The organism is Allorhizobium borbori (genome assembly GCF_014196535.1).
GTDB lineage: Bacteria > Pseudomonadota > Alphaproteobacteria > Rhizobiales > Rhizobiaceae > Ectorhizobium > Ectorhizobium borbori.
The window spans coordinates 151,188-176,458 of sequence record NZ_JACIDU010000009.1 but is presented as its reverse complement, the minus strand read 5'-3'; the positions used below and the strand labels follow the sequence as shown (position 1 = coordinate 176,458).

Genomic DNA, 25,271 nt, shown 5'->3' with positions numbered 1-25,271 from the left:
CTGGCTGACCCCGGCGGGGTCAGGCCATGGCCATGTCCGGGGCGATGGTGGCCAGTGCGGCGCGGAGTTTTTCCATGGCGCGGCTTTCAATCTGGCGAACACGTTCCTTGGAGATGCCGAGTTCGCTGCCGAGTTCCTCCAGGGTCAGGCTTTCTTCCGCCAGACGGCGGGCACGGATGATGCGTTCCTCGCGGCGGTTGAGGAAGCCGAGGGCCTGATAGAGCCAGCGATGGCGACGTTCGCCGTCGATCATGCCGCTTACCTGTTCGTCGGGCAGAGGCTCGGGGCTTTCCAGCATATCGATCTGTTCACGCCCGTTTTCCTCACCGGCAATGGCAGGAGCCTGTAGAGACGCATCGGGAGCGGAGAGGCGGGCGTCCATGGTCTGCACATCGGCCACGCTGACACCGATGGCGGCGGCGATTTCCTCATGCACCGCACGGCTCGTCAGGTCACGGTCGCCGCGGGCGATACGGGCCCGAAGGCGTCGGAGATTGAAGAACAGCGCCTTCTGCGCCGAACTGGTGCCCCCACGCACGATGGACCAGTTGCGCAGGATGTAATCCTGCATCGCGGCGCGGATCCACCAGCTTGCATAGGTGGAAAAACGGACGTTACGTTCCGGTTCGAAACGGGCGGCTGCTTCCAGCAGGCCGACATTCCCCTCCTGAACGAGATCACCCAGCGGCAGGCCGAAGCCCCTGAAACGGGAGGCCATGGCGATGACGAGACGCATATGGGCCGTGGCGATGCGGTTGCGCGCATCCCGATCTTCAGCCGTGCGCCAGCGGATGGCCAGATCGTGCTCCTCGTCGCGGCCGAGATAGGGGGCCTGCATCGCGAATTTGACGAGGGTGCGGTCAACGGTCATCGGGTTCATCGCTATCTCCAGAAACAGGTCACGAGGGCATCATTCCCGGAACCGGCAAGGTTCCAGGTCGACGATCGGATGAATGCAAGAGCGCCGCCCCGGTTGAGGGACGGAAGGAAGCGGCCGGACATGTCGTCCATGATTTCGCTTCACAGTCAGGACAATGCGCAGACTGAAAAAAGGTTCCGAAGAAATCTTGAAAAAAGAAAACCCGGCGCTATGGCCGGGCTGTCTTCAATGGAAATGGGAAAAAGCCTCAGGCGGCTTCGTCTTGGGTATCGTCTTCCTCGACGGACTTGCCGCGCTTCGGACCCTTCGCAAGATGGGTTTCCACAAGGCGGACGGCTTCGGTTTCGGACATCTTGTTGACGGCGGCGATTTCGCGGGCCATGCGGTCGAGGGCTGCTTCGTAAAGCTGGCGCTCGGAATAGGACTGCTCCGGCTGGTTCTCGGCGCGGTAGAGGTCGCGAACCACTTCGGCAATCGAGATCAGGTCGCCGGAATTGATCTTCTGATCGTATTCCTGCGCGCGACGCGACCACATGGTGCGCTTGACCTTGGCCTTGCCCTGGACAACCTTCAGAGCGCGCTCGACGAAATCGGTTTCGGACAGCTTGCGCATGCCGATGCTGACGGCCTTGGCCACCGGCACCTTGAGGCGCATCTTGTCCTTTTCAAAGTCGATTACGAAAAGCTCAAGCTTCATGCCTGCGACTTCCTGCTCTTCGATCACGGCAATCGTGCCGACGCCATGCGCCGGATAGACGATTGCTTCGCCCTGCTTGAAGCCATGCCGCGCTGCCGAAGGTTTTTTCTGCTGGGTCGTCATTCGTTTCAAAAACTCCCTGTTACGCACCCGGCCCGTCGGGGCCGGCGGTCGGGTCAAATCAGGCCCGGATGAGACGGGGAAAGACCGTCCTGGTGACACCAAACCGGCCACAAGACGACACGCAGCAGTCATTCAGCCTTCGCGATGTGAGACGGCAACTTCGAGTGTTGCGAATGTCACGGGAACCGCGCGGTGATCTGACGTGCTTTCGTGAGGTTTAAGGGCATAGAAATACCCTGTTGTGGGCCAGTTCTTTATCCCTAGCACAAAAATATGTGGAAATCAATAATTTGCTTTGGCGGCGCGGAAAGGTCCGCACCGCTTGCTCCGGTCGTGACCGGGCGGCTCAGTCGCCTGCGCCGGGCTTTTCGGAGAAATACTTCTCCAGCTTGCCTTCGACGCCGTCCATTTCCTTGGCTTCCGGAAGCGGATCGCGCTTGACGGTGATGTTCGGCCAGATCGCGGAATATTCCGTGTTCAGCTTCAGCCACTTGTCGAGCCCCGGCTCGGTGTCCGGCTTGATCGCTTCCGCGGGACATTCCGGTTCGCAGACGCCGCAATCGATGCATTCGTCCGGATTGATGACGAGGAAGTTCTCGCCTTCATAGAAGCAGTCCACCGGGCATACTTCGACGCAGTCGGTGTATTTGCAGCGAATACAATTGTCAGTCACGACATACGTCATGAGGCACTCCACGATCCGAACGTTGTCTGGCCAAACGTCGTCTGGCTCTCAGGGCTTGGCCCGCTATTCCCTGTCCCTCGCCTGACTGGCCCGCCGGCGCGGAGGGATTCGGTGTCCGTCAGCACGCTTGTCAGGTACTGCCTTTGGTCGCGCATATCAAGAATAAACCGACTTCAAAATGTCGCAGGCGTAGACTGTTATTTCTCGTCGCCGCCAAAATCGGGACGCAGGCTGTCGAGCGCCCGCCGGTCGCGTTTGGTGGGACGACCGGAGCCCGGCTGGCGCTGGGCCTGCTCTAGCGCCGTCAGACGCGGACGCTCCTCAGGCGGCGGGGACAGATCCTCGTAAAGCAGGCGCGCTTCCTCGTAAGGGCCGCGCCGCGCGCCGCCGTCGCGCACGATAAGGATCACGTCGCGCCGTTCAAGCTTCAGTTCGAGCCGGTCGCCGATCTTCACATTATGGGAGGGCTGGTGGACCTTGCGTCCGTTCACCGCAACATGTCCCGCCTCGACAAGCGTCTGGGCGAGACTGCGCGATTTAACCATGCGGGTGTAGAAGAGCCACTTGTCGATGCGCTGACGCTCGGCGACAGGCGGCTCCCCAGGCATGGCGGATTACTTCTTGAGCTGGTCGCGAAGCGCCGCGAGTGCTGCGAAGGGCGAATCCGGATCGATCGGCTTGTCCTTCTTCGGCGGGCGAGCCTCGAAGCGCTGGTTGTCGCGCTTGGCGTCGGAACGCTGGTGATCGCGCTTGCCGCCATGCTCGGGCTTGCCGCCCTTGCGCTCGTTGCGGTCACCATGGCGCTTGCCGCCATCGCGGTCGCCATTGCGCGCGGGACGGGGACCATCGTTGCGACGGGCTTCGCCATCACGCGGCTCACCGCCCTGCGGACGATTGCCGTGACCACGACGTTCACCGCGTTCGCCACCTTGCGGACGGGCGCGGGCATTGTCGTTGCGGCCACCCGGACGCCACAGCAGAACCGGCTTCGGTTCGGCAGGCGCGGCATCTTCGGTTGCGGCAGCCGGAGCGGCTTCAGCCTCGGCCACGGCTTCCACCGGGGTTTCGGCGGCTGCTTCTGCCGGCGTTTCTTCGGTGTGTGTATCGGCTTCGGCCTCGTCGACGGTTTCTTCCGCCGGGGTTGCCGCGCCTTCCGTGGTCGGGTTGCCGGCGTTCAGGAAGGCCTGGGCTTCTTCCGGCGTGACGCTGTCGGCGCGATAACCGAGACCCTTGAGGATCTCTTCCATATCGTCCGGCGTTGCACCGAGGATCGACAGCATGGCCGTCGTCGTGGTGAAGCGGCGACCGTCATAGGCCCCTTCCGGACGCGTGCCGGAACCGGGCTTCCACTGCAGCAGCGGGCGGATGAGATCGGCCAGACGCTCCAGAATGTCGATGCGCACGGCGCGCTTGCCGAGGAAGCGGAAGCCGGCGAGCTTGTAGAACTGGCGCTCATAGCCGGCATCGGTGACGACCGAGGTGCGGCCGGCGGCCAGAACCGGAATGAGTTCGCCATAACCGGGCTTTTCCGTGCCGTCGTTTTTCAGCGCCCACAACAGGGTGATGAGTTCGGCAGGCGCGGGCTTGAGCAGCGCGGGAATGAAGATGTGGTAGGCGCCGAAACGCACGCCGTAGCGGCGGATCGAGGCGCGGGCATCCTGATCGAGCGTCTTGATTTCGTCGGCGACATCGCGACGGAAGAGGACGCCGAGGTTTTCCACGAGCTGGAAGGCCAGGCCACGGGCAAGGCCCTGCAGGTCTTCGGCGCGCGACAGATCGTCCAGCGGTTTCAGAACCGTGGTGATGTGATGATTGACGAAGCGCTCGACGCGGGCGGCAACGTGATCGCGCGCATTGCCGGTAAGCTGTTCGTCGGCCAGCAGGATGACACGCGGACGCATGATGTTGTCGCTGGCCGTCAGGCGACCGACAGGTTCGCCGAGCCAGCGGACGATGCCGCGGGAATCGAGCGCCAGATCGTTATTGCCCGAAGCGTGCAGCCGTGCGGCGCGTGCTTCGAATTCCAGCGCAAGCGCCCGCATGGCCGCTGATTCCACAGCCTTGCCTTCCGCCCCGTCTATTCCCGGCGCGGGAGTAAACCGGAAACCGGCCAACTGCCCGACATGATGTCCTTCCACGAAGACATCGCCATTTACACTGATTTCAGCTTCCAGCATCGCATTCTCTCTCAGGCGCCTCATGAGCACAGTTGTCCTGCGGTCTACAAAGCGTTTCGTCAACCTTTCATGTAGCGCATCGGACAGACGATCCTCAATTTCCCGCGTCTTTTCTTGCCAGTGTGTCGGATCGGCAAGCCAGCCGGGGCGGTTCGAGACGTAAGTCCATGTTCGTATCTGCGCGATTCGCGCCGAAAGCGTGTCGATCTCGCCGTCGGTCCGGTCGGCGCGTCGCGCCTGCTCGGCGAGGAAATCTTCGCTGATTGCGCCGTGCCGGACAAGATCGAAATAGATTGTCGAAATCAAGTCCGCATGTTGCGCCGGCGTGATGCGGCGGTAATCGGGCAGGGCGCAGGCGTCCCAAAGCGTCTCCACCCGTTCCCGGGTCGTCGCAATGTCGATGATTTCGGGGTAGCGGGCAAGGTAATCCAGCGCCTGCGCGTCTGTCGCGGGCAAGGCGCGGGTCAGGCCCTGAACCGTCGGCACGGCCTCGATACTGCGCTGCAGGGCCTTGATGGAACTGAAGTCGAACTGGGCGGTGCGCCACTGCATCACCTTCACCGGGTCGAAATGATGGGTCTCGATGCGTTCGACCAGTTCGTCGTCGAAGGGATCCACCCGGCCTGTGACGCCGAAGGTGCCGTCCCGTGTGTGACGTCCGGCGCGGCCGGCGATCTGGCCGAGTTCGCCCGGATTGAGGTTGCGGTACTGGTATCCGTCGAACTTGCGATCCTGCGCGAAAGCGACGTGATCGACATCGAGGTTCAGGCCCATGCCGATGGCATCGGTGGCCACCAGATAGTCGACATCGCCTTCCTGATAGAGCCCAACCTGCGCGTTACGGGTCCGGGGCGACAGAGCGCCGAGCACGACCGCAGCACCGCCACGCTGGCGGCGGATGAGTTCGGCAATGGCATAGACCTCGTCTGCCGAGAAGGCGACGATGGCGCTGCGCTGTGGCAGCCGGGTGATTTTCTTCGATCCGGCGTAGAAAAGCTGCGACAGGCGCGGGCGTTCAATCACGAGAATGCCGGGCAGAACCTGTTCGAGGATAGGCCGCATGGTGCCGGCACCGAGCAGCAGGGTTTCCTCCCGGCCGCGCAGATGCAGGATGCGGTCCGTGAAGATGTGGCCGCGTTCGAGATCGCCGGCAAGCTGCACCTCGTCGATGGCGACGAAGGCGGCTTTGGTCTCGCGCGGCATGGCCTCTACCGTACAGACGGAAAACCGCGCGCCGGGTGGGTTGATCTTCTCCTCGCCGGTGACGAGGGCCACATGTTGCGGACCTACCTTTTCCACCACGCGGGTATAGACCTCGCGGGCGAGCAGGCGCAGCGGCAGGCCGATGACGCCGGAGCCGTGGGCGACCATGCGCTCGATGGCATAATGGGTCTTGCCGGTATTGGTGGGGCCGAGCACCGCGGTCACGCCGCGGCCGGAGAGGATCATGGGCTGCATAAGGTGAGGTTCATCGCTCCCAGGGCATTGCGCCGGCCAAACACCCGTTCTCGCATCACGGCAAGACGGGATGGCTTTTCCCACAGATGGCGTTTGCGGCGGGCGATGGCAAGACGCGATTGCCGCGCGGCATGCTTTTTCCCCGGTTGCAGTCGCTCTGACCTGACCTTTCGGCTAAGTGCTTGATTTAAGATTCGGAACAGCCTGCGAACGAATCGGCGACGAATCGCTGATTCCAGGGGATTCAGGGTTTGTTCACCGCAATATCTCGCGGCTGCGAGAGAAAGTGCCACCAAATGCTGAATCGAAATTCGGTCATCCGGGCATTTCCGCCCGTCCGTCGTTAACCTTTTTCGGGCGATCTTCATCTTTAGGTAAGGACTATTCATCCTGTTGTTTCTATGAGGTTATTTTCCCATTAAGAAATCTCCGGCCGGATGGGCGTTAACCTTCGGGTCAAAGGCGGAACGAATCATCGACGAATCGCTGATCTGAGTTGTTTCCTGGTTTGTTCACCACAAGATGTGGTGTCTATTGCCTCAATGCGACACAGTTTTCGGTTTCTGGCGGGCGCTCCAGGTCCATTTCCGGCGCTCGCCGTTAACCTTTGCGGCGGGTGGATTCATTTCCCGGTAAAGGGGAACAAAGCCGGGAGGATGGCGTTTGACCTTCATGGCTGGATGGCGGGGCGGCTGTTTTCCGCATTCAGGCTGAACGACAAACCGGGAGATGACCATGAAGAAGATTGCCTTGAGCCTTGCTCTGGTGGGGGCGCTGGCTTCCTGCACAACAACGGAACGGACGACGGCGGTCGGCGCGGCTTCGGGCGCGGTTATCGGCGGTATCGTGACAGGGCGTGCCGGCGGCGCAGCCGTTGGTGCCGTGGCCGGCGGCATTGCCGGGGCGCTCATCGGCCAGTCACAGGAACGGCGCGGCTACTGCATCTACCGCGACCGCTACGGTCGCACCTATGAGGCGCGTTGCCGATAAAAACCTCCGAGGGCGATCCAGTCCGCCAACGAGGAAGCTGGGCCGGAATGTCGTGTTCCCTGGGCATTCCGGCCTTTTTAGTGCGTAACGTTAACCTTCGGGTCAAAGACGGAACGAATCACAGACGAATCGCTGACTTAGCTGGTTTCCCGGTTTGTTCACCGCAAGATGTGGTGTAAAAACAATTTGTTAACCATAGAAAACAGTGGAAAACGCCGCCGCTGGAGTTCTGTTCCGGCGGCGGCGTTAACGATTCAAGCGGCTGTGTTTGCAGGAATTAAAGGGCCTCGACGCACATCGCGACGCCCATGCCGCCGCCGATGCACAGCGTGGCGAGACCTTTCCTGGCGTTGCGGCGCTTCAGTTCGAACAGCAGCGTGTTGAGAATGCGCGCGCCCGATGCACCGACCGGGTGGCCGATGGCAATGGCGCCGCCATTGACGTTGATCCTGGCCGGATCGAGGCCGAGGTCGCGGGCAACAGCGCAGGACTGGGCGGCAAAGGCTTCATTGGCTTCGATGAGGTCGAGATCGCCGACCGACCAGCCGGCCTTGGCCAGCGCCTTCTGCGAAGCGGGAACAGGGCCAATGCCCATGATGCGCGGATCGACACCGGCGGTCGCCCACGACGCGATGCGGGCGAGCGGGGTAAGGCCGCGGCGGATCGCTTCCTCTTCCGTCATCAGCAGAACGCCTGCGGCTCCATCATTGATGCCCGAGGCGTTGCCGGCGGTAACGGTGCCGTCCTTTTCGAAGGCCGGGCGCAGCTTGGCGAGTTGCTCCAGCGTCGTGCCCGGACGGATAAACTCGTCCTGATCGACCACCACATCGCCCTTGCGGCTGGTGACGGTGAAGGGAACGATCTCGTCGGCGAAACGACCGGCCTTCTGGGCGGCCTCCGCCTTGTTCTGCGAGGCGGTGGCGAAAGTGTCCTGCTCGGCGCGGGTCAGGTTCCACTGACGAACGATGTTTTCCGCCGTGATGCCCATGTGATAGCCGTAGAAGGCGTCGGTGAGGCCGTCCTTCAGCATGGTGTCGAACAGTTCGACGGAGCCCATCTTCACGCCGCTGCGCAGATACTGGCAATGGGGGGCGAGCGACATGGATTCCTGGCCACCGGCAATGATGATCGAGGCATCGCCGGACGCGATCTGCTGCATGCCGAGCGCGACCGCGCGCAGGCCCGAACCGCAGAGCTGGTTGATGCCGAAGGCAGTTGCTGCTTCGGGAATGCCTGCCTTCATGGCGGCTTGACGGGCAGGGTTCTGGCCCTGACCCGCGGTGAGGATCTGCCCGAGGATGACCTCGTTGACTTCGGCGGCGTCCACGCCCGCACGCGAAAGTACGGCCTTGATAACGGTGGCGCCGAGTTCATGGGCGGGGGTATTGGCGAAAACGCCATTGAAGCTGCCGACGGCGGTGCGCGCGGCGCTGGCGATAACGATGGATTTCTGGCTCATGGCGGTCTCCTCTTGAACTCCTCCCGGAAGCAGCTCCTGCGGTGGCTTCATCGGCCGGGTCTGACGGAACTGCCTGAAACATGACTAGCGGACCGTTGCAGCGCATTTTCAATCGCTGGAACAGTCTGCGGACTTTGTGCCAAACTGTCAAAGTCCCGACAACCTGTCAAACGTTTGTTACAGTCTGGATATGATGTTTCCGACATCGGGTTTCAAGGCTGCCATGGTCCATGGCGCGGATTGGAGCCTTCCAGGCTTTCGCGGGAAAGCTGAAAGGCTTTGTCTTCTGTTTTGGCAAACTGGCGGGCGCAAAACCGCTTCGCACTTTTGCCGGAAATGCTTTATGAGGAACGCACTCGTTTCAATGCAGGCCCCTCATGGAATTCCTTCCCTCGATCCCGACATTCCTCGCTTTTGCCGCTGCGACCTTGCTGCTTGCCGCCACGCCCGGACCGGACATGACACTGTCCATCAGTCGGGCGCTGAGGGACGGCCGCTCCGCCGGTCTTGCGGTTCTCATCGGCACCAATCTCGGCTGTGCGGTTCACACGATGCTGGTGGCTTTCGGCGTTTCCGCACTGGTCATCGCTTCGCCGACGGCCTTCATGATCCTGAAAACGGGGGGCGCTGCCTATCTCTTCTGGCTGGCCGTGCAGGCGCTGCGCCACGGCTCGACCTTCAAGGTGGAGACGGCGGGCGGCAGTGAACCGGCGCGCTCGCTCGCCTCGACGATCTGGACGGGCATGGCGGTCAATCTGCTGAACCCCAAGGTCATCATCTTTTTCATGACCTTCCTGCCGCAATTCGTTTCCGCCGGCGATCCGCATGTGACCGGCAAGCTACTCGTACTCGGCATGACCTTCATCGTCGTGTCACTGCCGGTGACGGTGGGGGTGGTGCTGGCCGCTGACCGGCTTTCCGCCTGGCTGCAACGCAATCCCGGCATCGTGCGCGGTATCGATTACACCTTTGCGGCGGTGTTTTCCCTGTTTGCGGTCAAAATCCTGTTCACGCAGGCACGCTAGATAAGGCCAGTGCGGCGAGGATCAATCCTCGCCGTGATTGGCGATCATCATGGCTTCGAAGGCAAGCCGCTCGGTCTTTTTCATGCGCTCGGATTCCGACTTCAACTGGCCGCAGGCGGCGAGGATGTCGCGGCCGCGCGGGGTGCGGATCGGCGAGGCATAGCCGGCCTGATTGATGAAGTCGGCGAATTTCGCAATCGTTTCCCAGTCCGAACACTGGTAGTTGGTGCCGGGCCAGGGGTTGAACGGGATCAGGTTGATCTTGGCGGGAATACCGCGCAGCAGCTTTACCAGAAGCTTGGCGTCTTCCAGGCTGTCGTTGATATCCTTGAGCATCACATATTCGAAGGTGATGCGGCGCGCATTCGACAGGCCGGGATAGGCGCGGCAGGCGTCGAGCAGTTCCTTCAGCGGATACTTCTTGTTGATCGGCACGAGGATATCGCGCAGGTCGTCACGCACGGCATGCAGCGAAATGGCCAGCATGACGCCAATCTCGTCGCCGGTGCGGAAGATCTCCGGCACGATGCCCGAGGTGGACAGCGTGATGCGGCGCTTCGACAGCGACAGGCCATCGCCGTCCGAGGCGATCAGCAACGCCTTCTTGACGTTCTCGAAATTGTAGAGCGGTTCGCCCATGCCCATCATCACCACGTTGGTGATCTTGCGGCCTTCGGCCGGAACCATGGCGCCAACCGGTGTTTCGGCATCGGGAAAGTCGCCGAGCCGGTCGCGGGCCAGCAGAAGCTGCGAGAGAATTTCTTCCGCCGTCAGGTTGCGCACCAGCTTTTGCGTGCCGGTGTGGCAGAAGGAACAGGTGAGGGTGCAGCCGACCTGCGAGGAAACGCAGAGCGTGCCGCGGCCTTCATCGGGAATATAGACGGTTTCGATTTCCACCGGACGGCCGGCGCCACGCGGCGGAAAGCGCAGCAGCCACTTGCGGGTACCGTCGTTCGATACCTGCTCCTCGACGATTTCGGGGCGGGCGATGGTGAAGTGCCTCGCCAGCATGTCGCGCATGTCACGGGCGACATTGGTCATGGCGTCGAAATCGGATACGCCGCGCACGTAGAGCCAGTTCCAGATCTGCGCGACGCGCATCTTGATCTGCCGTTCCGGCACGCCCTTTTCGCGCAGCAGGGCACCCATCTCCTCGCGCGACAGGCCGATCAGCATCGGCTTCTCGCCGCTGGCATAGGTGACGGCGGACGTCTCAGGTGCTTTCTCGATCACGGCCCCGGTGGCGGACATCGGCGTTATCCCATCATTTCGCTGATGGCCCGGCCGGATCGTTCCGGGGGCGCTGTCAGTCTTTCAAAGTGTTTGCTTGCTGCTGCCCGTTCATGCACTGGTCGCGGGCATTTTCCGGGCGTTTATCATCAAAACGCGGCCAAGTCATCCGGTTTGCACCGAAAGCGTTAAAGCAGGGCGCAAAAAGGCGAAAGCCGGCGCTGTGGCCGGCTTTCCCGTTCTTTCGTGCGGGCAAGGCCCGGAGGCTTACTTGCAGGTCTTGATCTGGTCGAGGGCTGCAGAAATGCCCGACAGCGAATAGGTGTAGCTGGTCTTGGTGCCGCGACCGGATGTCGCCTGCACGGAAAGGTTCTTGCCACCCTTCATCGCCGCGATCAGCGCCGGTTCCTCGGCGGCATTCTCGACCCAGGCAGACTTTTCCTTTGTGAAGAGAGTGAAGGCCTTGTTGTCGATCGTCACCGTGACCTTGGAATTGGCCTGCAGCGGATAGCCCACCATGACCTGCGGTTCGTAGGAAATATTCTGGCCGGGGCGCTGCGAGACGATGAAGAAGACATCGCCGTGATCGACGGAGGCCGGCTGCTTTTCGGTCGGCACGGCCAGCACGTAGCACAGCGTGCCGTTCTGGGCCTTGTAGGAATAGGCGCCCCAGGCCTTGAACTGCTGGATGCGGGTGGGCGATTGGGCAGAGGCCATGCTTGCGCCCGCCAGGAGGATTGCGAGGGTCGTTGCGATGCTTCTTACAAACATGGGGTTGTCCTGCCATTCTGTGATCGTCGGGCATCCTGCAAAGACGAGGACGCGCTCAAAAATTCGATTTATTTTGACTTAATCGAGGTTACCAAATCGTCAACGCGGTTGCGTTTACTGCCGGAAAGGCCCGAAAGCGGTCAAAACGGGACGGAAATCCGGGAGAAGTCCAGCTTCCGTACCGCCCGTCGTTTTCTGATACAAAAAATCCGGCAAGAGTGTGATCCTGCCGGATGTTGCTGCTAAAGTCGGGCAAACTGGTTAACCAGCTTTTTCCGGCGTCTTGATCGTATCGGACAGCGCCCGGTCGGCCGCCTCGTAATGGCGTTCGCGAACATGGCCGCGGATCATTGCGAAAGCAGCGGTCAGGACCGCCATATCGTCGGAAAAGCCGATGACGGCAAAGATGTCCGGAATGACGTCGGCGGGCATGACAAAATAGGCAAGTGCCGCAAAAAGCACGCCTTTTACGCGGGTCGGTGTCTCGCGGTCGGTGGCGCAATACCAGGCGGCCACGGCATCACGGGCGAAGGGAATCCTGGCGGCTACCTTGCGCAGTTTCGGCCAGAAACCCGTGCGCACGACGTCTTCCCTGCGCGCCTCGGTTTCCTCGTCGCCCGGCAAGAGAATTTCGCCATATTTCACATCGTCCATCCGGTTTCCCTCCTGAAGAAGCCGAAAATTACCGATCAAGATATGGTGATGGAATGCGGCGAAATCAAATCAGGCCCCTTCGCCCGCGGTGCTCATGAAGGCCGCCAGCTCGAAGTCGAGTTCGGTAAGACCCTTGGCGCTGTGGGTCGTCAGCGTCACATCGACACGGGCCCAGACATTGAACCACTCCGGATGGTGGTCGAGCTTTTCCGCCTGAATGGCGGCGCGGGTCATGAAACCGAAGGCCTCGTTGAAATTGCGGAAACGGAAGGAACGGAAAATGCCGGTGCCGTCTTCCGTACGCTCCCATCCCGGCAATGTCTCCAGCCACGCCTTGATCGCGATGTCTTCCAGCTTTTGCCGTTTCATGCCAACCTCCTACGCAATCGTGGAACCGAAAGCATAACACATGAGCGTCCAATCCGTTCTCTTCGTCTGTACGGGAAATATCTGCCGCTCGCCGCTTGCGGAGGGGATTTTTCTCCATCTGGCGCGGGAGCGGGGCGAGGCGGGGCTCTACACCGCCGATTCCGCCGGAACTGGCGGCTGGCATCAGGGGAGCTTGCCTGATAGTCGCTCGATCAGAGTTGCAGCCCGGCATGGCATCGATATTACCGACCAGCGGGCCCGCAAGATTGTCGAGCGGGATTTCGAGCGCTTCGATCTCATCCTCGGACTGGACCGAGGCCACGTTCTTAAGCTGAAGGCCCACGCACCGAGCGCATTCGAAAATCGCATTCACCTCTTCAGCCGCTTTGCGACCGGGCGCGATTTCGATGTTCCGGACCCCTATTACGGTGGCCCGGATGGCTTTGATGATGTTTACAACATGCTGTTTTCGGGTTGCGGCCTGTTGCTCGACAGGCTGCGGGCCTCCCGCGGATCGTAAAGCGGGAAGACCTCTTCCGTGAGATAGGGACCGCCGCCGACCGATTCCTTCGAGGACAGCAGCACGAAACGCCTCGCCATGAAGGGCATGGTCTGGAAGTCGCCGCGCCCGGAAAGGTAGTGCACGACATCGTCGACACGGGTGTTGCGCAGGCGCGCGAGCGTGACGTGCGGCGTGAACTTGCGTGGGTCCGGCGGCAGGCCGATCCGCTGGCAGATGCGTTCGATTTCGCCCTGGAGCGCGAACATTTCCGGAGAGGGCGTGACGCTGGCGAAGATCGAATGCGGTTTCTTGGAACCGAAGGCGCCCAGGCCGGACAGCGACAGGGTGAATTGCGGCCGGTCTATGCGATCCAGACGGTTCACCAGTTCATCGGCGGTGCGACCGTCGATATCCCCGAAGAAGCGTAAGGTGATGTGATAGTTCTCGACATCAATCCAGCGGGCGCCGGGTATGCCGCCGCGCAAAAGAGAGAGACTCAAGGCCGCTTCGCGCGGCACTTCGAGGGCGGTGAACAATCTCGGCATGGCGAGGTCTCCCCGAATCTTTTGCAGATGCGTAACAGCGGAACACGCAATGCGGTCTTGCGCAAGCTCTATTTCTTTTTCTCCGAAATCAGTGCAACGAATTTCTCCACGATGGGGAGACTGCGCGACACCATCACGCTCACGCCTTCCCCGGTCGGATGCATGCCATCGGAGAGCTTCAGGCGTTCTTCCGTCACCACGCCATCAAGGAAGAACGGATAGAGCAGTACATCGTATTTCTCGGCCAGCCGCTTATAGACCGGATTGAAGCGGGCGGCGTAATCCTCGCCCATGTTGGGTGGCGCCAGCATGCCGATGAGCATCACGGCAATCCCCCGCTCCTTGAAGCGGGCCAGCATGGCATCGAGATTTTTCTCGCTGTCTTCGGGCGCGATGCCGCGCAGTGCATCATTGGCGCCGAGTTCCAGGATGACGCCATCCGTGCCGTCCGGCACTGACCAGTCGGCGCGGGCAAGGCCGCCGGAGGTGGTGTCACCGGAGACGGCGGCGTTTTCGATGACGATATCCAGCCCCTTGTCTTTCAGCGCCTTTTCGAGCTGTGCCGTGTAGGAGTCCGTTGCGGGAAGCTGGTAGCCGGCCATCAGGCTGTCGCCGAGGCCGACGAGATGCAACGGCTCGGCCTGCACCATGCCGGCGGTGGTGAGAGAGAGCGCGATGACAGCGATTTGAAGGAGGGCTGCTTTAAATCTCATGCGGAGGTTCCTAGATTGGCAGGCGGTGTTGCGTTGCAGCGCCCGCCCTTCGTTTCCCGAATATAGGACGCTTTCCGTGACTGAAAACATCATCGACCTCAGGAAAGCGGATTTGACGCTGGGAAGTGCTGCGGCTGCCGTGCATGTGCTGAAAGGCATCGACCTTTCGATACGGGCAGGTGAGGCCGCCGGCATCGTTGGTCCATCGGGGTCGGGAAAATCGACCTTGCTCATGGTGCTGGCCGGGCTGGAGCGGCTCGACAGCGGCGAAATCATCATTGCCGGTGAGCCGCTGCATGGCCTTTCCGAAGATGCGCTGGCCGATTTTCGCGGCCGCAATATCGGCATCGTCTTCCAGTCCTTCCATCTGATTTCCAACATGACCGCACTCGAGAATGTGGCCGTGCCGCTGGAACTCGCCAATGTTCCCAACGCCTTCGCCATTGCCGAGCGGGAGCTCAAGGCCGTCGGGCTCGGGGAACGCCTCAGCCATTATCCCGGCCAGTTGTCGGGCGGTGAGCAGCAGCGCGTGGCGATTGCACGCGCGCTCGCACCGTCGCCGAAAGTGCTGATCGCCGACGAGCCGACCGGCAATCTCGATACGGAAACCGGCCGGCAGATCGCCGATCTCCTGTTTTCCAAACAGGCCGAGCGCGGCATGACGCTGGTGCTGGTGACCCACGATCCCTCGCTGGCCGCCCGTTGCTCGCGCCAGATCGGCGTGCGCTCCGGCCGTATTGAAAGCGACAGTGCCCGTATTTCCTTGAAGGAGACGGCATGAGCCGCGCGTCGTTCCGGCTCAGGGTGGCGCTTCGGCTGGCGCTTCGGGAAATGCGTGGCGGGCTGAAGGGCTTCTATATCTTCCTCGCCTGCATCGCGCTTGGCGTCGGTGCCATTGCTGCCGTCAATTCGCTGTCGCGGACCATGACGGATGCCATCGCTTCAGAAGGTCGCAGCATTCTGGCCGGCGATGTGCGCTTCGAACTGAACAATCGCGAGGCCACGCCGGCGGAAGCCGAATGGCTGGCGGGGCTCGGCACAGTTTCGGTTTCGACCGGGCTGCGCTCCATGGTGCGTTTGCCCGATGGCGCCGACCAGACACTGGCGGAGGTGCGCGGCGTCGATGGACTTTACCCGCTTTACGGCACGCTGGAGACAGAGCCGAAGCAACCTTCCGCCGATCTTCTGGCGGAGAAGGACGGGGCCTTTGGCGCCATTGCCGCGCCGCTTCTGTTCGAGCGGCTGGGATTGAAGCCCGGCGCCGAACTCCTGCTCGGCAAGGCGAAGCTCAGGCTGACCGCCTCGCTCGTCAACGAACCCGATGCGCTGTCCGAAGGGTTCGGTTTTGCGCCGCGGGTGATGGTATCGCGTGACGCCTTGCAGGCTTCCGGCCTCATCCAGACCGGCAGTCTGGTGGAACATGCCTATCGCATCAGGCTGAAGGCGCCGCTGGGGGACGAGGATGCGATCAGCGCGCTCGCGACCAAGGCCTTCCCGGATGCCGGATGGTCGATCCGCACCAGCGAACGCGCTTCGCCCTCGCTCACCGATAATATCGCCCGCTTCACGCAATTCCTGACGCTGGTCGGCCTGACGGCGCTCATCGTCGGCGGCGTGGGCGTCGCCAATGCCGTGCGGGCTTTTCTCGATTCCAAGCGCAGCACCATTGCAGCCTTCAAGTGTCTCGGCGCGCCGGGTTTCGTGGTGACACTGATCTATTTCGTCCAGATCCTGCTGATTGCCTCGATCGGCATCGCCATCGGGCTCGTCATCGGGGCGGTGACGCCGCTGGTGGCGGCAGGCTTCCTGCGCGATGTGCTGCCGGTGTCGGCGGCGCCGTCGGTCTATCCCTCGGCGCTCGGGCTTGCAGCACTGTTCGGCTATCTGACCACCGCCGCCTTCGCCATTCTGCCGCTTGGCCATGCCCGTGAAGTGCCGGCCACTGCGCTGTTTCGCGAGCAGGGCTTTGAAAAGGCAGGACTGCCTTCCTGGCCCTATCTGCTCGGCGCCGCAATCACGCTCGCGGCCCTTGCAGCGCTTGCGGTCTTCTCCGCCCATGACTGGCGGATAGCCGTGGTGTTTCTGGTGGCCATCGGTGCGGCCTTCGTCGTTTTGCGGCTCGTGGCGGCGGGAATTTCGGCACTGGCCCGGAAAAGCCCGCGCGTTCGATCGCCAGCACTTCGGCTGGCCATCGGCAATATTTATCGTCCGGGCGCGCTGACCGCGTCCGTGGTGCTTTCGCTCGGGCTCGGTCTGGCACTTCTGGTAACCCTGGCGCTGATCGACGGCAACCTGCGCCGCGAACTCGGCAGCACCTTGCCGGAGCGCGCGCCGAATTTCTTCTTCGTCGACATCCAGAGCGCTGAGCGCGACGGTTTCCGCAACATCGTCCGCCAGCAGGCGCCGAACGGCGAGTTGACGGAAGTGCCGATGCTGCGCGGGCGCATCCTTGCCTTCAACGGCGAGGCGGTGAACGCCTCCAATGTGCCGCCGACGGCGCGTTGGGTTCTGCGCGGCGATCGTGGCGTGACCTATTCCGAAACCGTGCCGAAGAATTCGACGGTGTCTGCCGGTGAATGGTGGCCGAAGGATTACTCGGGCGAACCGCTCGTGTCCTTCTCGGCCAAGGAGGCGGGCGAGATCGGCCTCAAGGTGGGCGACAAGGTCACGGTCAACGTCCTCGGTCGTTCGATTACCGCGAAGATCGCCAATCTCCGCGCGGTGGATTGGGAATCGCTGTCCATCAACTTCGTCATGGTGTTCTCGCCCAACACCTTCAAGGGCGCGCCGCATGCCTGGCTGGCCACGCTGTCCGATCCGGGTGCCAGTGCGCAGCAGGAAGGCGCGGTTCTCCGGGCGGTGACCAACGCCTATCCGACCATTACCAGCGTGCGCGTCAAGGATGCGCTGGATACCGCGAACCGCCTTGTCGGGCAGATCACCACGGCGATCCGTGCGGCGGCGGCGATTGCGCTTGTGGCCTCCGTTCTGGTGCTGGCCGGCGCGCTGGCCGCCGGCAACCGGGCGCGGGCGCATGATGCGGTGATCCTCAAGACGCTGGGCGGCACGCGCCGGTTGCTGATCCGCGCCTTCACCTATGAATATCTGATCCTCGGCTTTGCGACGGCGGTGTTCTCGCTGCTCTCGGGTGGCGTGGCGGCGTGGTATGTCGTTTCACGGATCATGAATCTGCGTTCGCTGTTCCTGACGGATGTCGCGGTGACAACGGTCGTGGTGGCATTGGTGATGACCGTCGGTATCGGCCTTGCCGGCACCTGGCGCATTCTCGGCCAGAAGGCCGCACCGATGCTGCGGGAGTTGTAAGCCCCGCGCGGGCAATCAACTTTTCGTCAGGCGGCACGGTTCGTCGGCTTCTTGGGTGCGCGGGCCTTGTAAGTGAAGGCCAATCGCCTCATATTTCAGATATGCTTGCTGTAGCTCCGCAGCGGCGCACGGGTTTATGTCTCAAAGTAGTATCCCGACACCGTACAACTTCGGAGCTTCGAAAGAGGAAACAATGGCTGACTTCAACAATTACCAGAACCGGATGACGCAGACGCGCGCCCAGGCCGGCGTCGATATCGATCAGGGCCTGCGCAGCTACATGCTGAAGGTTTACAACCTGATGGCGCTGGGTCTGGCGATTACCGGCCTTGCCGCTTTCTTCACGTTCAACATGGCGGTTTCCGGTGGCCAGTTGACGGGCTTCGGTCAGGCGCTCTATGCCAGCCCGCTCAAGTGGGTCGTCATGCTCGCCCCCGTGGGTCTCGTGTTCTTCATGAGCTTCAAGATCTCGTCCATGAGCGTTTCGGCTGCCCAGGCCACGTTCTGGGTCTATGCCGCGCTGATGGGTGTGTCGCTGTCGTCGATCTTCCTGGTCTTTACCGGCCAGAGCGTCGTGCAGACCTTCTTCGTCACCGCCGCTTCGTTCGGCGCGCTGTCGCTCTACGGCTACACCACGCGCAAGGATCTTTCGGCGCTCGGCTCTTTCCTGATCATGGGTGTGTTCGGCCTGCTGATCGCATCTGTCGTCAACATCTTCCTGGCCTCCTCGGCGCTGCAGTTCGCCATCTCGGCCATCGGTGTTCTCGTCTTCGCCGGCCTGACGGCCTACGATACGCAGAAGATCAAGGAAATGTACTTTGATGGCGATGATGCCGTCGTGGCCGGTCGCAAGGCGATCATGGGCGCGCTGACGCTCTACCTCGACTTCATCAACCTCTTCATGTTCCTGCTGCAGTTCATGGGCAACCGCAACAACGACTAAGAAGAGAAGACCCTCGGGTTTGGGAAAGGCGGCCTTCGGGCCGCCTTTTTCATGTCTGCTGTCGGGAGAAGAGAGGTCAATCCTTGTCGACCAGTTTCAGTACCTTGTCGAAGACCTTGAGCACCTGGCGCAGGTCGTGCCCGCGCTTCAGGATCATGCCAGCGGTGTTGACGACGCTGTAGGCGCCCTGCCTGGCGGCAAGCTTCGGGTTCTTTTCGATGCGGTAGAGCGGCATTTCGCCGGAACGCTTGAAGACCGAGAAGACGGCCTTTTCCCTGAGGTGATCGATGGCATAGTCGCGCCACTCGCCTTCGCCCACCATGCGACCATAGACCCACAGAATGGCGTCAAGCTCCTTGCGGTGGAAGGTCACGGGCAGGGGATCGCGGCTTTGCCGGTATTCCCCGAGATTGATCACCGGCGGGTGATTTTCTTCGGCACTTGCATCCGAATAGTCGCTCATGGGCCTCGCCGCATCCGATTCATGGCAGGTTCATGACAGTCTGAACGGGAACGGAGAAAATGCAAGCAACGAAAACCATCTTGCTGGGGCGTCGCAGGATTTTTTGCGCCGTCGCAATTCGAACAAAACAGCGCCGCAATTCTGGAGGCATTCTAACGGCGTTGGTTTGGTGCGCTTCGCGCCCAAAAAGGTCCGGGTCGGTAGCGCATTGACCCTTACCCCAGCCCCCAAATGCCCTTCGGGCCCGGACCGCCAACAGCCTTCCGAAAATTATGGAATGAAAACCGTCGCGCCTATGATGGATGACGGTGCGCCGTTTTCCTGAGCGGTTTGCAACAGGATCGCAAAACCGTCCCGATCCTCGCTTTTCATCACGGTTGTCGGCAGGGTCAGCCGCATGGGCAACCCTTCCCACCTGCCAACGGTCTGCACGTCGTAGACGCTGTTGAGATAGGACGCCTTGCGCCCCTTGTTCTCGCCCTTCAATACTTCGACAGTCTGTTCCCGGTGAAAATAGGCAACGACCACTTCCGCCTTGCCGACGCCATTGCCGATATCGATATCCACCTCATCACCGCGCATGGAGGCGGAAACCGGCACGCTGAGGCCGGTGCCCTTGGTCTTCAGCGTATCGAGCCGTGTGTTGATGGCTGCAAGATCGGCGCCATTCACATGGTCGCGACCGTTGATGACCGCCTGCGGCGTGTAGACATTGCTGCGCCCCAGCCCCTTGGCATAGGCATATTGCCGCTCGGTATTTTCCTTGGTGCCGAGCGTATCGGACCAGCCGAGATAGTTCCAGTAATCGACGTGATAGGCGAGCGCCACGACATCGCCCTGGTGGACCAGTTTTTCGAAGGCCGCATCGGCGGGCGGACAGGAAACGCAGCCCTGCGCGGTGAACAGTTCGACAACGCCCTTCAACGCCTGCGTTTCACCGCAGGACGCAACTTGCGGGGCCAGCAGGCCGGCAAGCACGGTCAGACCGGTCAGAAGCTTTGGCGGCATGGACTTCCTGTTTCCTCAAGGGTTTGTCAGGCCGGGTTCCGGCACCATTCTTGTCCGAAGCATAGCGTCGAGCGCCGCCGCATCGAAGTCACGTTGGGGTGAAGGCGGTGTGAGAGTGTCGCTCGTCAAAAAGCCGCCGGATCAAGGCCGGCGGCTCTTCAGTTTCATGAGGCAACGGGATTATGCGGCGAGGTCGCGCAGAACCGTCTGCAGGATGCCGCCATTCTCCATGTAGGTGACCTCATCGAGCGTATCGATGCGGCAGAGAAGCGGAATGTCCTTCACGGTGCCGTCCGCGTAGGTGATCCTTGCGATCTTCGTCTCGCGGGGCTTGATGTCGCCTTCGAGACCTTCGATCGTCACGACCTCGTCGCCCTTCAGGCCCAGGCTCGCCCAGGTCGTGCCTTCCTGGAAGGTGAAGGGCACGACGCCCATGCCGACCAGGTTGGAACGGTGAATGCGCTCGAAGGACTGGGCAATGACGGCCTTTACGCCGAGCAGGTTCGTGCCCTTCGCAGCCCAGTCGCGCGAGGAGCCGTTGCCATATTCGACACCGGCGAAGATGACGAGCGGAACGCCTTCGGCCTTGTACTTCATGGCCGCATCGTAGATCGACAGCTCTTCCTTGGACGGGTAGTGGATGGTGTAGCCACCTTCCTTGCCGTTCGGGCCGAGCATGTGGTTGCGGATGCGGATGTTGGCGAAGGTGCCGCGCATCATGACTTCGTGGTTGCCGCGGCGCGTGCCGTACTGGTTGAAGTCAGCGACCGAAACGCCGTTCTCCAGCAGGTAGGCACCGGCCGGGGAGGTTGCCTTGATCGAACCGGCCGGGGAAATGTGGTCAGTGGTGATCTTGTCACCGAAGAGGCCGAGAACGCGGGCGCCCTTGATGTCGTGCAGGCCTTCGCCCTTCTTCTTCATGCCGACGAAGTAGGGCGGGTTCTGCACGTAGGTCGACTTGTCGTCCCAGGCATAGGTCTGGCCTTCCGGAACCTGCACGGCCTGCCAGTTGGCATCGCCCTTGAACACGTCAGCGTATTTCGTTTCGTAGAGTTCGCGGGTGACGTATTTCAGGATGAATTCCTGAATTTCCTTGGAGGTCGGCCAGATATCCTTGAGGAACACCGGCTTGCCGTCCGAACCGATGCCGAGCGGCTCGGTTGTCAGGTCCTTCTGCACCGTACCGGCGAGCGCGTAGGCGACGACGAGCGGCGGCGATGCGAGGTAGTTTGCCTGCACATCCGGCGAGATGCGGCCTTCGAAGTTACGGTTGCCCGACAGGACGCCCGCGGTGATGAGGCCCTTGTCGTTGATCGTCTTCGAGATCGGCGCCGGAAGCGGGCCGGAATTGCCGATGCAGGTGGTGCAGCCGAAGCCGACGAGGTTGAAGCCGAGCGCATCGAGATCGGTCTGGAGACCGGACTTGGCGAGGTATTCGGCCACGACCTGCGATCCCGGTGCCAGCGAGGTCTTGACCCACGGCTTGGACGTCAGGCCCTTGGCAACGGCGTTGCGGGCAAGAAGACCGGCGGCGATCAGCACGCTCGGGTTCGACGTGTTGGTGCACGAGGTGATGGCGGCAATCGCCACGTCGCCGTGGCCAAGGTCGAAGTCCTCGCCTTCCACCGCATAACGGCTGGAGAGCTGGCCCGGCTTCTTGTAGTCGGCTTCGAGCGCGGTCGCAAAGTTCGGGGCGATGGTTTCGAGCGGCAGGCGGCCTTCAGGACGCTTGGGGCCGGCCATCGAGGGCACGACATCGCCGAGGTCAAGCTCCAGCGTATCGGTGAAGACGAGGTCGGCGCCGTCGCCTTCGCGCCACATGCCCTGCGCCTTCGAATAGGCTTCGACAAGCGCGATACGATCCTTGGTGCGGCCGGACATGGTGAGGTAGTTGATGGTTTCGCCGTCAACCGGGAAGAAGCCGCAGGTGGCGCCGTATTCCGGGCCCATGTTGCCGATGGTGGCGCGGTCGGCCAGCGACATGGAATCGAGACCGGGGCCGAAGAACTCGACGAATTTCGAGACGACGCCCTTCTTGCGCAGCATCTGCACGACGGTCAGCACGAGGTCGGTGGCGGTGACGCCTTCCTTCACCTTGCCCGTCAGCTTGAAGCCGATGACTTCCGGCAGGAGCATGGAGACCGGCTGGCCGAGCATGGCGGCTTCCGCCTCGATGCCGCCCACGCCCCAGCCCAGAACGCCGAGGCCGTTGATCATGGTGGTGTGGCTGTCGGTGCCCACGCAGGTGTCGGGGTAAGCGACTGTTTCGCCATCCTCGTCCTTCGTCCAGACTGTCTGGCCGAGATATTCGAGATTCACCTGATGACAGATGCCGGTGCCGGGCGGAACCACACGGAAGTTCTTGAATGCCTGCTGGCCCCACTTGAGGAAGCGGTAACGCTCGCCGTTACGCTCATATTCCAGTTCCACGTTGCGGGCGAAGGCCTGCGGCGTGCCGAATTCGTCCACAATGACCGAGTGGTCGATGACGAGGTCGACGGGTACGAGCGGGTTGATCTTTTCCGGATCGCCGCCGAGGGACTTGAGGCCGTCGCGCATGGCGGCAAGATCGACCACGGCGGGAACGCCGGTGAAGTCCTGCATCAGCACGCGGGCAGGACGGTAGGCGATTTCAGCTTCTGTGAGGCCCTTGTTGGTCAGCCATGCGGCGACGGCTTCGATATCGGCCTTGGTGACCGAGCGACCGTCTTCGTTGCGAAGCAGGTTTTCCAGCAGAACCTTCATCGAATAGGGCAGCCTGGAAACACCGGCCAGACCGTTCTCCTCTGCTTTCGGAAGGCTGAAATAGACGTACTCTTTCCCGTTCACTTCAAGGGTGGAGCGGCATTTGAAACTGTCGAGTGATTTGGACACTTTGGACCCCGTCTCTCATTGAGCCTACACAATCGTGTGGACGCCTATGCACTGTCATGCAATGAGGATGCGGGTGCGGCCATTTCCGCTGTCCGCACGTAAAACTGCTCTCCGCAGTTTTTTGTTCGGCGCCTGGATGAAAATCACGCCGGCCGCTGGCGTGGTTGAAACTGATATAGATACTTTCTAAGAAAGGTTCCAGACCAGAACGCGTTGAAACGCGACATTTTTTACGGTGCGATGCGAAATCGCCGGAAAGCGAGCCTGCCATGGGGCTGATAGCGGAAAACCTGGCCGCCAGACGCGGCGAAGATCTTCTTTTCGTTGATATTTCCTTTTCCCTTGATGAGGGAGGCGCGCTTATTCTGACGGGGGCGAACGGCTCGGGAAAATCGACGCTTCTGCGCGTGGTGGCGGGACTTTTGCGACCTGATTCCGGCTCTGTTTCCTATACGCCGCAGGGTGGTGGCGAGGCTCGCCCGGCTGGAGAGGCGGCGCACTATCTCGGCCACCGCAATGCAATGAAACCGGAACTGACGGTGGAGGAAAATCTTTCCTTCTGGAAGGATTTTCTGGGTGATGCTGGGGGTGGCGCCGGTCTTTGCGTTGGCGAGGCGGCGGAAACGGTCGGGCTTGGCGGCATCGCTCACCTGCCCTTCGGCTATCTCTCCGCCGGTCAGCAGCGACGATTCGCCTTTGCCAAGCTTCTCGTCGCCTGGCGACCGGTCTGGATTCTCGACGAACCGACCGCCGCGCTCGATGCGGCAGCGGATCGCATGTTCGCCAGCCTCGTTTCCGGCCATCTTGCCAGGGGCGGCATCGTGCTGGCCGCCACGCATCAGCCGCTGGGGCTGGAGGGAGCGAAGGAATTACGGATGAAGGGATTTGCAGGAACGCCGCAGGATCGCGCGGCATGATGTCACTGTTCCTTCGTGACCTGAAGCTCTCCGTGCGCGCCGGTGGCGGGGCGTTGATCGGGGTGCTGTTCTTCATGACCGTGGTCGCCGTCGTGCCGTTCGGTGTCGGGCCCGATCTCAACCTGCTCTCGCGTATCGGCCCGGCCATCGTGTGGATCGGGGCGCTGCTCGCCGCCCTGCTCGGGCTCGACCGGCTGTTTCAGGCCGAACGCGACGACGGCTCGCTCGATCTCATCCTGATGCAGGAAACGCCGTTGGCGCTCACCGTGTTCGTGAAGTGCCTGGCACACTGGGCAGGCACGGGCCTGCCGCTCGTCATCGCCTCGCCGCTTCTGTCACTGTTCATGAACATGAACGAAGTGGCGATCGGCGCGGTGATGCTGACGCTTCTCGTCGGCTCGCCGGCGATCACGTTTATTGGAGCGGTGGGGGCCGCCGTTGCCGTGGCCTTGCCGCGCGGCGGGCTTCTGGTATCCATTCTCGTGCTGCCGTTTACGATCCCGGTGCTGATTTTCGGCGTGTCGGCCACCTATGCGGCGGTAGAAGACCCGGCCCCCTTCCTGCCGCCGTTCATGATCCTTGCGGCGCTGACACTCCTGTTTGCCGCGCTCGGCCCCTTGGCGGCCGCAGGGGCGCTCAGACAAAGCTCGGATTGACCGGGATCAATTGCAGGCGACCAATTCTGAGGTTAGAAAGGCTCCATGAGCACCACAAGCCTTGTCCTGAACAAAGTCACCGGTCTGGCCAACCCGACGCGCTTTCTGGCGCTCTGTCGTAGCATTCTGCCGTGGATGTCGGGCATCACCGCCCTGCTGTTTGCGGTCGGGCTGTATATGAGCTTTTCCAGCACCAGCGATTACCAGCAGGGTTACACCGTGCGCATCATGTATGTGCATGTGCCGGCGGCGTGGCTAGCGATGATGTGCTATTCGGTCATGGCGGTTTCGGCCATCGGCACGCTGGTCTGGCGTCATCCGCTGGCCGATGTCAGCCACAAGGCGGCGGCTCCTCTGGGCGCTGCCTTCACGCTGATTTCGCTGATTACCGGTTCGCTGTGGGGCAAGCCGATGTGGGGCACCTGGTGGGTGTGGGATGCGCGGCTGACCTCCGTCTTTATCCTCTTCATCATGTATCTCGGCCTGATTGCGCTTAACCGCGCCATGGATGAGCCGGCCAAGGCGGCGCGCGTTTCGGCAGTGCTGATCCTCGTGGGCTTCGTCAACATCCCGATCATCAAGTTTTCGGTGGAATGGTGGAACACGCTGCACCAGCCGGCGAGCGTCGTGCGCATGGATGGGCCGACCATCGATCCGTCCTTCCTGTGGCCTCTGCTCGTCATGGCGACGGCTTTCACCATGCTGTTCTTCACGCTGCATATTGCCGCCATGCGCAACGAAATCTGGCGTCGCCGGGTGACATCGCAGCGCCGCATGGCCGCCCGCATGGCTGGCCGCGAGGAGTGAT

24 protein-coding genes are annotated in these 25,271 nt (G+C 61.8%); 9 read left to right on the top strand and 15 right to left on the bottom strand.

Annotation, left to right across the window (positions count from 1 at the left end; translation table 11 throughout):
• Positions 1–19: 19 nt before the first annotated feature.
• The 5 genes from GGQ66_RS12810 to GGQ66_RS12790 form a co-directional block, all read right to left on the bottom strand.
• Positions 20–880, bottom strand: a complete 861-nt coding sequence (locus tag GGQ66_RS12810) for an RNA polymerase factor sigma-32 (RefSeq protein WP_183793090.1) — start codon at positions 878–880, stop codon at positions 20–22.
• Positions 881–1,127: 247 nt separating this feature from the next.
• Positions 1,128–1,700, bottom strand: coding sequence for a CarD family transcriptional regulator (locus GGQ66_RS12805; protein ID WP_183793088.1), 573 nt, complete (start codon positions 1,698–1,700; stop codon positions 1,128–1,130).
• Between the two features lie 346 nt (positions 1,701–2,046).
• Complete coding sequence (gene fdxA / locus GGQ66_RS12800; protein ID WP_183793086.1) at positions 2,047–2,385, bottom strand: ferredoxin FdxA; 339 nt, start codon at positions 2,383–2,385, stop codon at positions 2,047–2,049.
• Positions 2,386–2,582: 197 nt separating this feature from the next.
• Entirely contained in the window at positions 2,583–2,993 is a 411-nt protein-coding gene (locus GGQ66_RS12795) for an RNA-binding S4 domain-containing protein (RefSeq protein ID WP_183793084.1), read from the bottom strand.
• Positions 2,994–2,999: 6 nt separating this feature from the next.
• Complete coding sequence (locus GGQ66_RS12790; RefSeq protein WP_183793141.1) at positions 3,000–6,011, bottom strand: helicase-related protein; 3,012 nt, start codon at positions 6,009–6,011, stop codon at positions 3,000–3,002.
• Positions 6,012–6,755: 744 nt separating this feature from the next.
• Between GGQ66_RS12790 and GGQ66_RS12785 the strand changes: the two genes are divergently transcribed.
• Positions 6,756–7,010 carry a YMGG-like glycine zipper-containing protein gene (locus tag GGQ66_RS12785; protein WP_183793082.1) on the top strand — a complete coding sequence of 85 codons (255 nt, stop codon included), beginning with the start codon at positions 6,756–6,758 and terminating at the stop codon, positions 7,008–7,010.
• 277 nt (positions 7,011–7,287) lie between these two features.
• On the opposite strand, the gene GGQ66_RS12780 is transcribed toward GGQ66_RS12785, so the two are convergent.
• Positions 7,288–8,469, bottom strand: coding sequence for an acetyl-CoA C-acetyltransferase (locus tag GGQ66_RS12780; protein ID WP_183793080.1), 1,182 nt, complete (start codon positions 8,467–8,469; stop codon positions 7,288–7,290).
• Between the two features lie 377 nt (positions 8,470–8,846).
• Here GGQ66_RS12780 and GGQ66_RS12775 point away from each other — a divergent pair, with 377 nt between their 5' ends.
• On the top strand, positions 8,847–9,494 hold the full coding sequence (locus tag GGQ66_RS12775) for a LysE family translocator (protein ID WP_183793078.1): 648 nt from the start codon (positions 8,847–8,849) through the stop codon (positions 9,492–9,494).
• A gap of 21 nt (positions 9,495–9,515) precedes the next feature.
• Here GGQ66_RS12775 and rlmN read toward each other — a convergent pair whose 3' ends face one another.
• From rlmN to GGQ66_RS12755, 4 genes are all read right to left on the bottom strand, one after another.
• A complete protein-coding gene (gene rlmN, locus GGQ66_RS12770) occupies positions 9,516–10,745 on the bottom strand; it encodes a dual-specificity RNA methyltransferase RlmN (protein WP_183793076.1) in 1,230 nt (409 codons plus the stop codon).
• A 246-nt stretch (positions 10,746–10,991) separates the two neighbouring features.
• A complete protein-coding gene (locus GGQ66_RS12765) occupies positions 10,992–11,495 on the bottom strand; it encodes an invasion associated locus B family protein (RefSeq protein WP_183793074.1) in 504 nt (167 codons plus the stop codon).
• Positions 11,496–11,756: 261 nt separating this feature from the next.
• Positions 11,757–12,149, bottom strand: coding sequence for a YkvA family protein (locus GGQ66_RS12760; RefSeq protein WP_183793072.1), 393 nt, complete (start codon positions 12,147–12,149; stop codon positions 11,757–11,759).
• Positions 12,150–12,218: 69 nt separating this feature from the next.
• Entirely contained in the window at positions 12,219–12,518 is a 300-nt protein-coding gene (locus GGQ66_RS12755) for a 4a-hydroxytetrahydrobiopterin dehydratase (protein ID WP_183793070.1), read from the bottom strand.
• 40 nt (positions 12,519–12,558) lie between these two features.
• Between GGQ66_RS12755 and GGQ66_RS12750 the strand changes: the two genes are divergently transcribed.
• Positions 12,559–13,038 (top strand): low molecular weight protein-tyrosine-phosphatase, encoded by a 480-nt coding sequence (locus GGQ66_RS12750; protein WP_183793068.1) that lies wholly within the window; start codon positions 12,559–12,561, stop codon positions 13,036–13,038.
• Here GGQ66_RS12750 and thpR read toward each other — a convergent pair.
• Positions 12,972–13,565 (bottom strand): RNA 2',3'-cyclic phosphodiesterase, encoded by a 594-nt coding sequence (gene thpR, locus GGQ66_RS12745; protein ID WP_183793066.1) that lies wholly within the window; start codon positions 13,563–13,565, stop codon positions 12,972–12,974. The two genes, GGQ66_RS12750 and thpR, sit on opposite strands and share 67 nt — an antisense overlap.
• Positions 13,566–13,633: 68 nt before the next feature.
• Positions 13,634–14,278 carry an arylesterase gene (locus GGQ66_RS12740; RefSeq protein ID WP_183793064.1) on the bottom strand — a complete coding sequence of 215 codons (645 nt, stop codon included), beginning with the start codon at positions 14,276–14,278 and terminating at the stop codon, positions 13,634–13,636.
• 76 nt (positions 14,279–14,354) lie between these two features.
• Between GGQ66_RS12740 and GGQ66_RS12735 the strand changes: the two genes are divergently transcribed.
• The 3 genes from GGQ66_RS12735 (at position 14,355) to GGQ66_RS12725 (ending at position 18,545) form a co-directional block, all read left to right on the top strand.
• On the top strand, positions 14,355–15,059 hold the full coding sequence (locus GGQ66_RS12735) for an ABC transporter ATP-binding protein (RefSeq protein ID WP_183793062.1): 705 nt from the start codon (positions 14,355–14,357) through the stop codon (positions 15,057–15,059).
• Positions 15,056–17,602, top strand: coding sequence for an ABC transporter permease (locus GGQ66_RS12730; protein ID WP_183793060.1), 2,547 nt, complete (start codon positions 15,056–15,058; stop codon positions 17,600–17,602). Before GGQ66_RS12735 ends, GGQ66_RS12730 begins: the two co-directional genes overlap by 4 nt.
• A 193-nt stretch (positions 17,603–17,795) precedes the next feature.
• Complete coding sequence (locus GGQ66_RS12725) at positions 17,796–18,545, top strand: Bax inhibitor-1/YccA family protein (RefSeq protein ID WP_183793058.1); 750 nt, start codon at positions 17,796–17,798, stop codon at positions 18,543–18,545.
• Between the two features lie 76 nt (positions 18,546–18,621).
• Here GGQ66_RS12725 and GGQ66_RS12720 read toward each other — a convergent pair whose 3' ends face one another.
• The 3 genes from GGQ66_RS12720 to acnA all read right to left on the bottom strand — a co-directional run bounded on the left by GGQ66_RS12720 (position 18,622) and on the right by acnA (position 22,890).
• A complete protein-coding gene (locus tag GGQ66_RS12720) occupies positions 18,622–19,008 on the bottom strand; it encodes a DUF2794 domain-containing protein (RefSeq protein ID WP_183793056.1) in 387 nt (128 codons plus the stop codon).
• 270 nt (positions 19,009–19,278) lie between these two features.
• Entirely contained in the window at positions 19,279–20,016 is a 738-nt protein-coding gene (locus GGQ66_RS12715) for a DUF1223 domain-containing protein (protein WP_183793054.1), read from the bottom strand.
• 180 nt (positions 20,017–20,196) lie between these two features.
• Positions 20,197–22,890 carry an aconitate hydratase AcnA gene (gene acnA / locus GGQ66_RS12710; RefSeq protein WP_183793052.1) on the bottom strand — a complete coding sequence of 898 codons (2,694 nt, stop codon included), beginning with the start codon at positions 22,888–22,890 and terminating at the stop codon, positions 20,197–20,199.
• A gap of 269 nt (positions 22,891–23,159) precedes the next feature.
• Here acnA and ccmA point away from each other — a divergent pair, with 269 nt between their 5' ends.
• The 3 genes from ccmA to GGQ66_RS12695 are packed head-to-tail and all read left to right on the top strand — an operon-like array spanning position 23,160 to position 25,270.
• Positions 23,160–23,807: a heme ABC exporter ATP-binding protein CcmA gene (gene ccmA, locus GGQ66_RS12705; RefSeq protein WP_183793050.1), complete on the top strand. Its 648-nt coding sequence runs from the start codon at positions 23,160–23,162 to the stop codon at positions 23,805–23,807.
• Positions 23,804–24,463 (top strand): heme exporter protein CcmB, encoded by a 660-nt coding sequence (ccmB, locus tag GGQ66_RS12700; RefSeq protein ID WP_183793048.1) that lies wholly within the window; start codon positions 23,804–23,806, stop codon positions 24,461–24,463. Before ccmA ends, ccmB begins: the two co-directional genes overlap by 4 nt.
• A 45-nt stretch (positions 24,464–24,508) precedes the next feature.
• Complete coding sequence (locus GGQ66_RS12695) at positions 24,509–25,270, top strand: heme ABC transporter permease (protein WP_183793046.1); 762 nt, start codon at positions 24,509–24,511, stop codon at positions 25,268–25,270.
• Position 25,271: the final 1 nt, after the last annotated feature.

Coding starts and splice junctions, on each gene's coding strand:
- GGQ66_RS12765 (WP_183793074.1), bottom strand. CDS start 11,495: ATGTTTGTAAGAAGCATCGCAACGACCCTCGCAATCCTCCTGGCGGGC.
- GGQ66_RS12805 (WP_183793088.1), bottom strand. CDS start 1,700: ATGACGACCCAGCAGAAAAAACCTTCGGCAGCGCGGCATGGCTTCAAG.
- GGQ66_RS12795 (WP_183793084.1), bottom strand. CDS start 2,993: ATGCCTGGGGAGCCGCCTGTCGCCGAGCGTCAGCGCATCGACAAGTGG.
- ccmB (WP_183793048.1), top strand. CDS start 23,804: ATGATGTCACTGTTCCTTCGTGACCTGAAGCTCTCCGTGCGCGCCGGT.
- GGQ66_RS12695 (WP_183793046.1), top strand. CDS start 24,509: ATGAGCACCACAAGCCTTGTCCTGAACAAAGTCACCGGTCTGGCCAAC.
- thpR (WP_183793066.1), bottom strand. CDS start 13,565: ATGCCGAGATTGTTCACCGCCCTCGAAGTGCCGCGCGAAGCGGCCTTG.
- GGQ66_RS12810 (WP_183793090.1), bottom strand. CDS start 880: ATGAACCCGATGACCGTTGACCGCACCCTCGTCAAATTCGCGATGCAG.
- GGQ66_RS12730 (WP_183793060.1), top strand. CDS start 15,056: ATGAGCCGCGCGTCGTTCCGGCTCAGGGTGGCGCTTCGGCTGGCGCTT.
- GGQ66_RS12780 (WP_183793080.1), bottom strand. CDS start 8,469: ATGAGCCAGAAATCCATCGTTATCGCCAGCGCCGCGCGCACCGCCGTC.
- rlmN (WP_183793076.1), bottom strand. CDS start 10,745: ATGTCCGCCACCGGGGCCGTGATCGAGAAAGCACCTGAGACGTCCGCC.
- GGQ66_RS12790 (WP_183793141.1), bottom strand. CDS start 6,011: ATGATCCTCTCCGGCCGCGGCGTGACCGCGGTGCTCGGCCCCACCAAT.
- fdxA (WP_183793086.1), bottom strand. CDS start 2,385: ATGACGTATGTCGTGACTGACAATTGTATTCGCTGCAAATACACCGAC.
- GGQ66_RS12725 (WP_183793058.1), top strand. CDS start 17,796: ATGGCTGACTTCAACAATTACCAGAACCGGATGACGCAGACGCGCGCC.
- GGQ66_RS12775 (WP_183793078.1), top strand. CDS start 8,847: ATGGAATTCCTTCCCTCGATCCCGACATTCCTCGCTTTTGCCGCTGCG.
- GGQ66_RS12755 (WP_183793070.1), bottom strand. CDS start 12,518: ATGAAACGGCAAAAGCTGGAAGACATCGCGATCAAGGCGTGGCTGGAG.
- GGQ66_RS12720 (WP_183793056.1), bottom strand. CDS start 19,008: ATGAGCGACTATTCGGATGCAAGTGCCGAAGAAAATCACCCGCCGGTG.
- ccmA (WP_183793050.1), top strand. CDS start 23,160: ATGGGGCTGATAGCGGAAAACCTGGCCGCCAGACGCGGCGAAGATCTT.
- GGQ66_RS12740 (WP_183793064.1), bottom strand. CDS start 14,278: ATGAGATTTAAAGCAGCCCTCCTTCAAATCGCTGTCATCGCGCTCTCT.
- GGQ66_RS12760 (WP_183793072.1), bottom strand. CDS start 12,149: ATGGACGATGTGAAATATGGCGAAATTCTCTTGCCGGGCGACGAGGAA.
- GGQ66_RS12750 (WP_183793068.1), top strand. CDS start 12,559: ATGAGCGTCCAATCCGTTCTCTTCGTCTGTACGGGAAATATCTGCCGC.
- GGQ66_RS12785 (WP_183793082.1), top strand. CDS start 6,756: ATGAAGAAGATTGCCTTGAGCCTTGCTCTGGTGGGGGCGCTGGCTTCC.
- GGQ66_RS12715 (WP_183793054.1), bottom strand. CDS start 20,016: ATGCCGCCAAAGCTTCTGACCGGTCTGACCGTGCTTGCCGGCCTGCTG.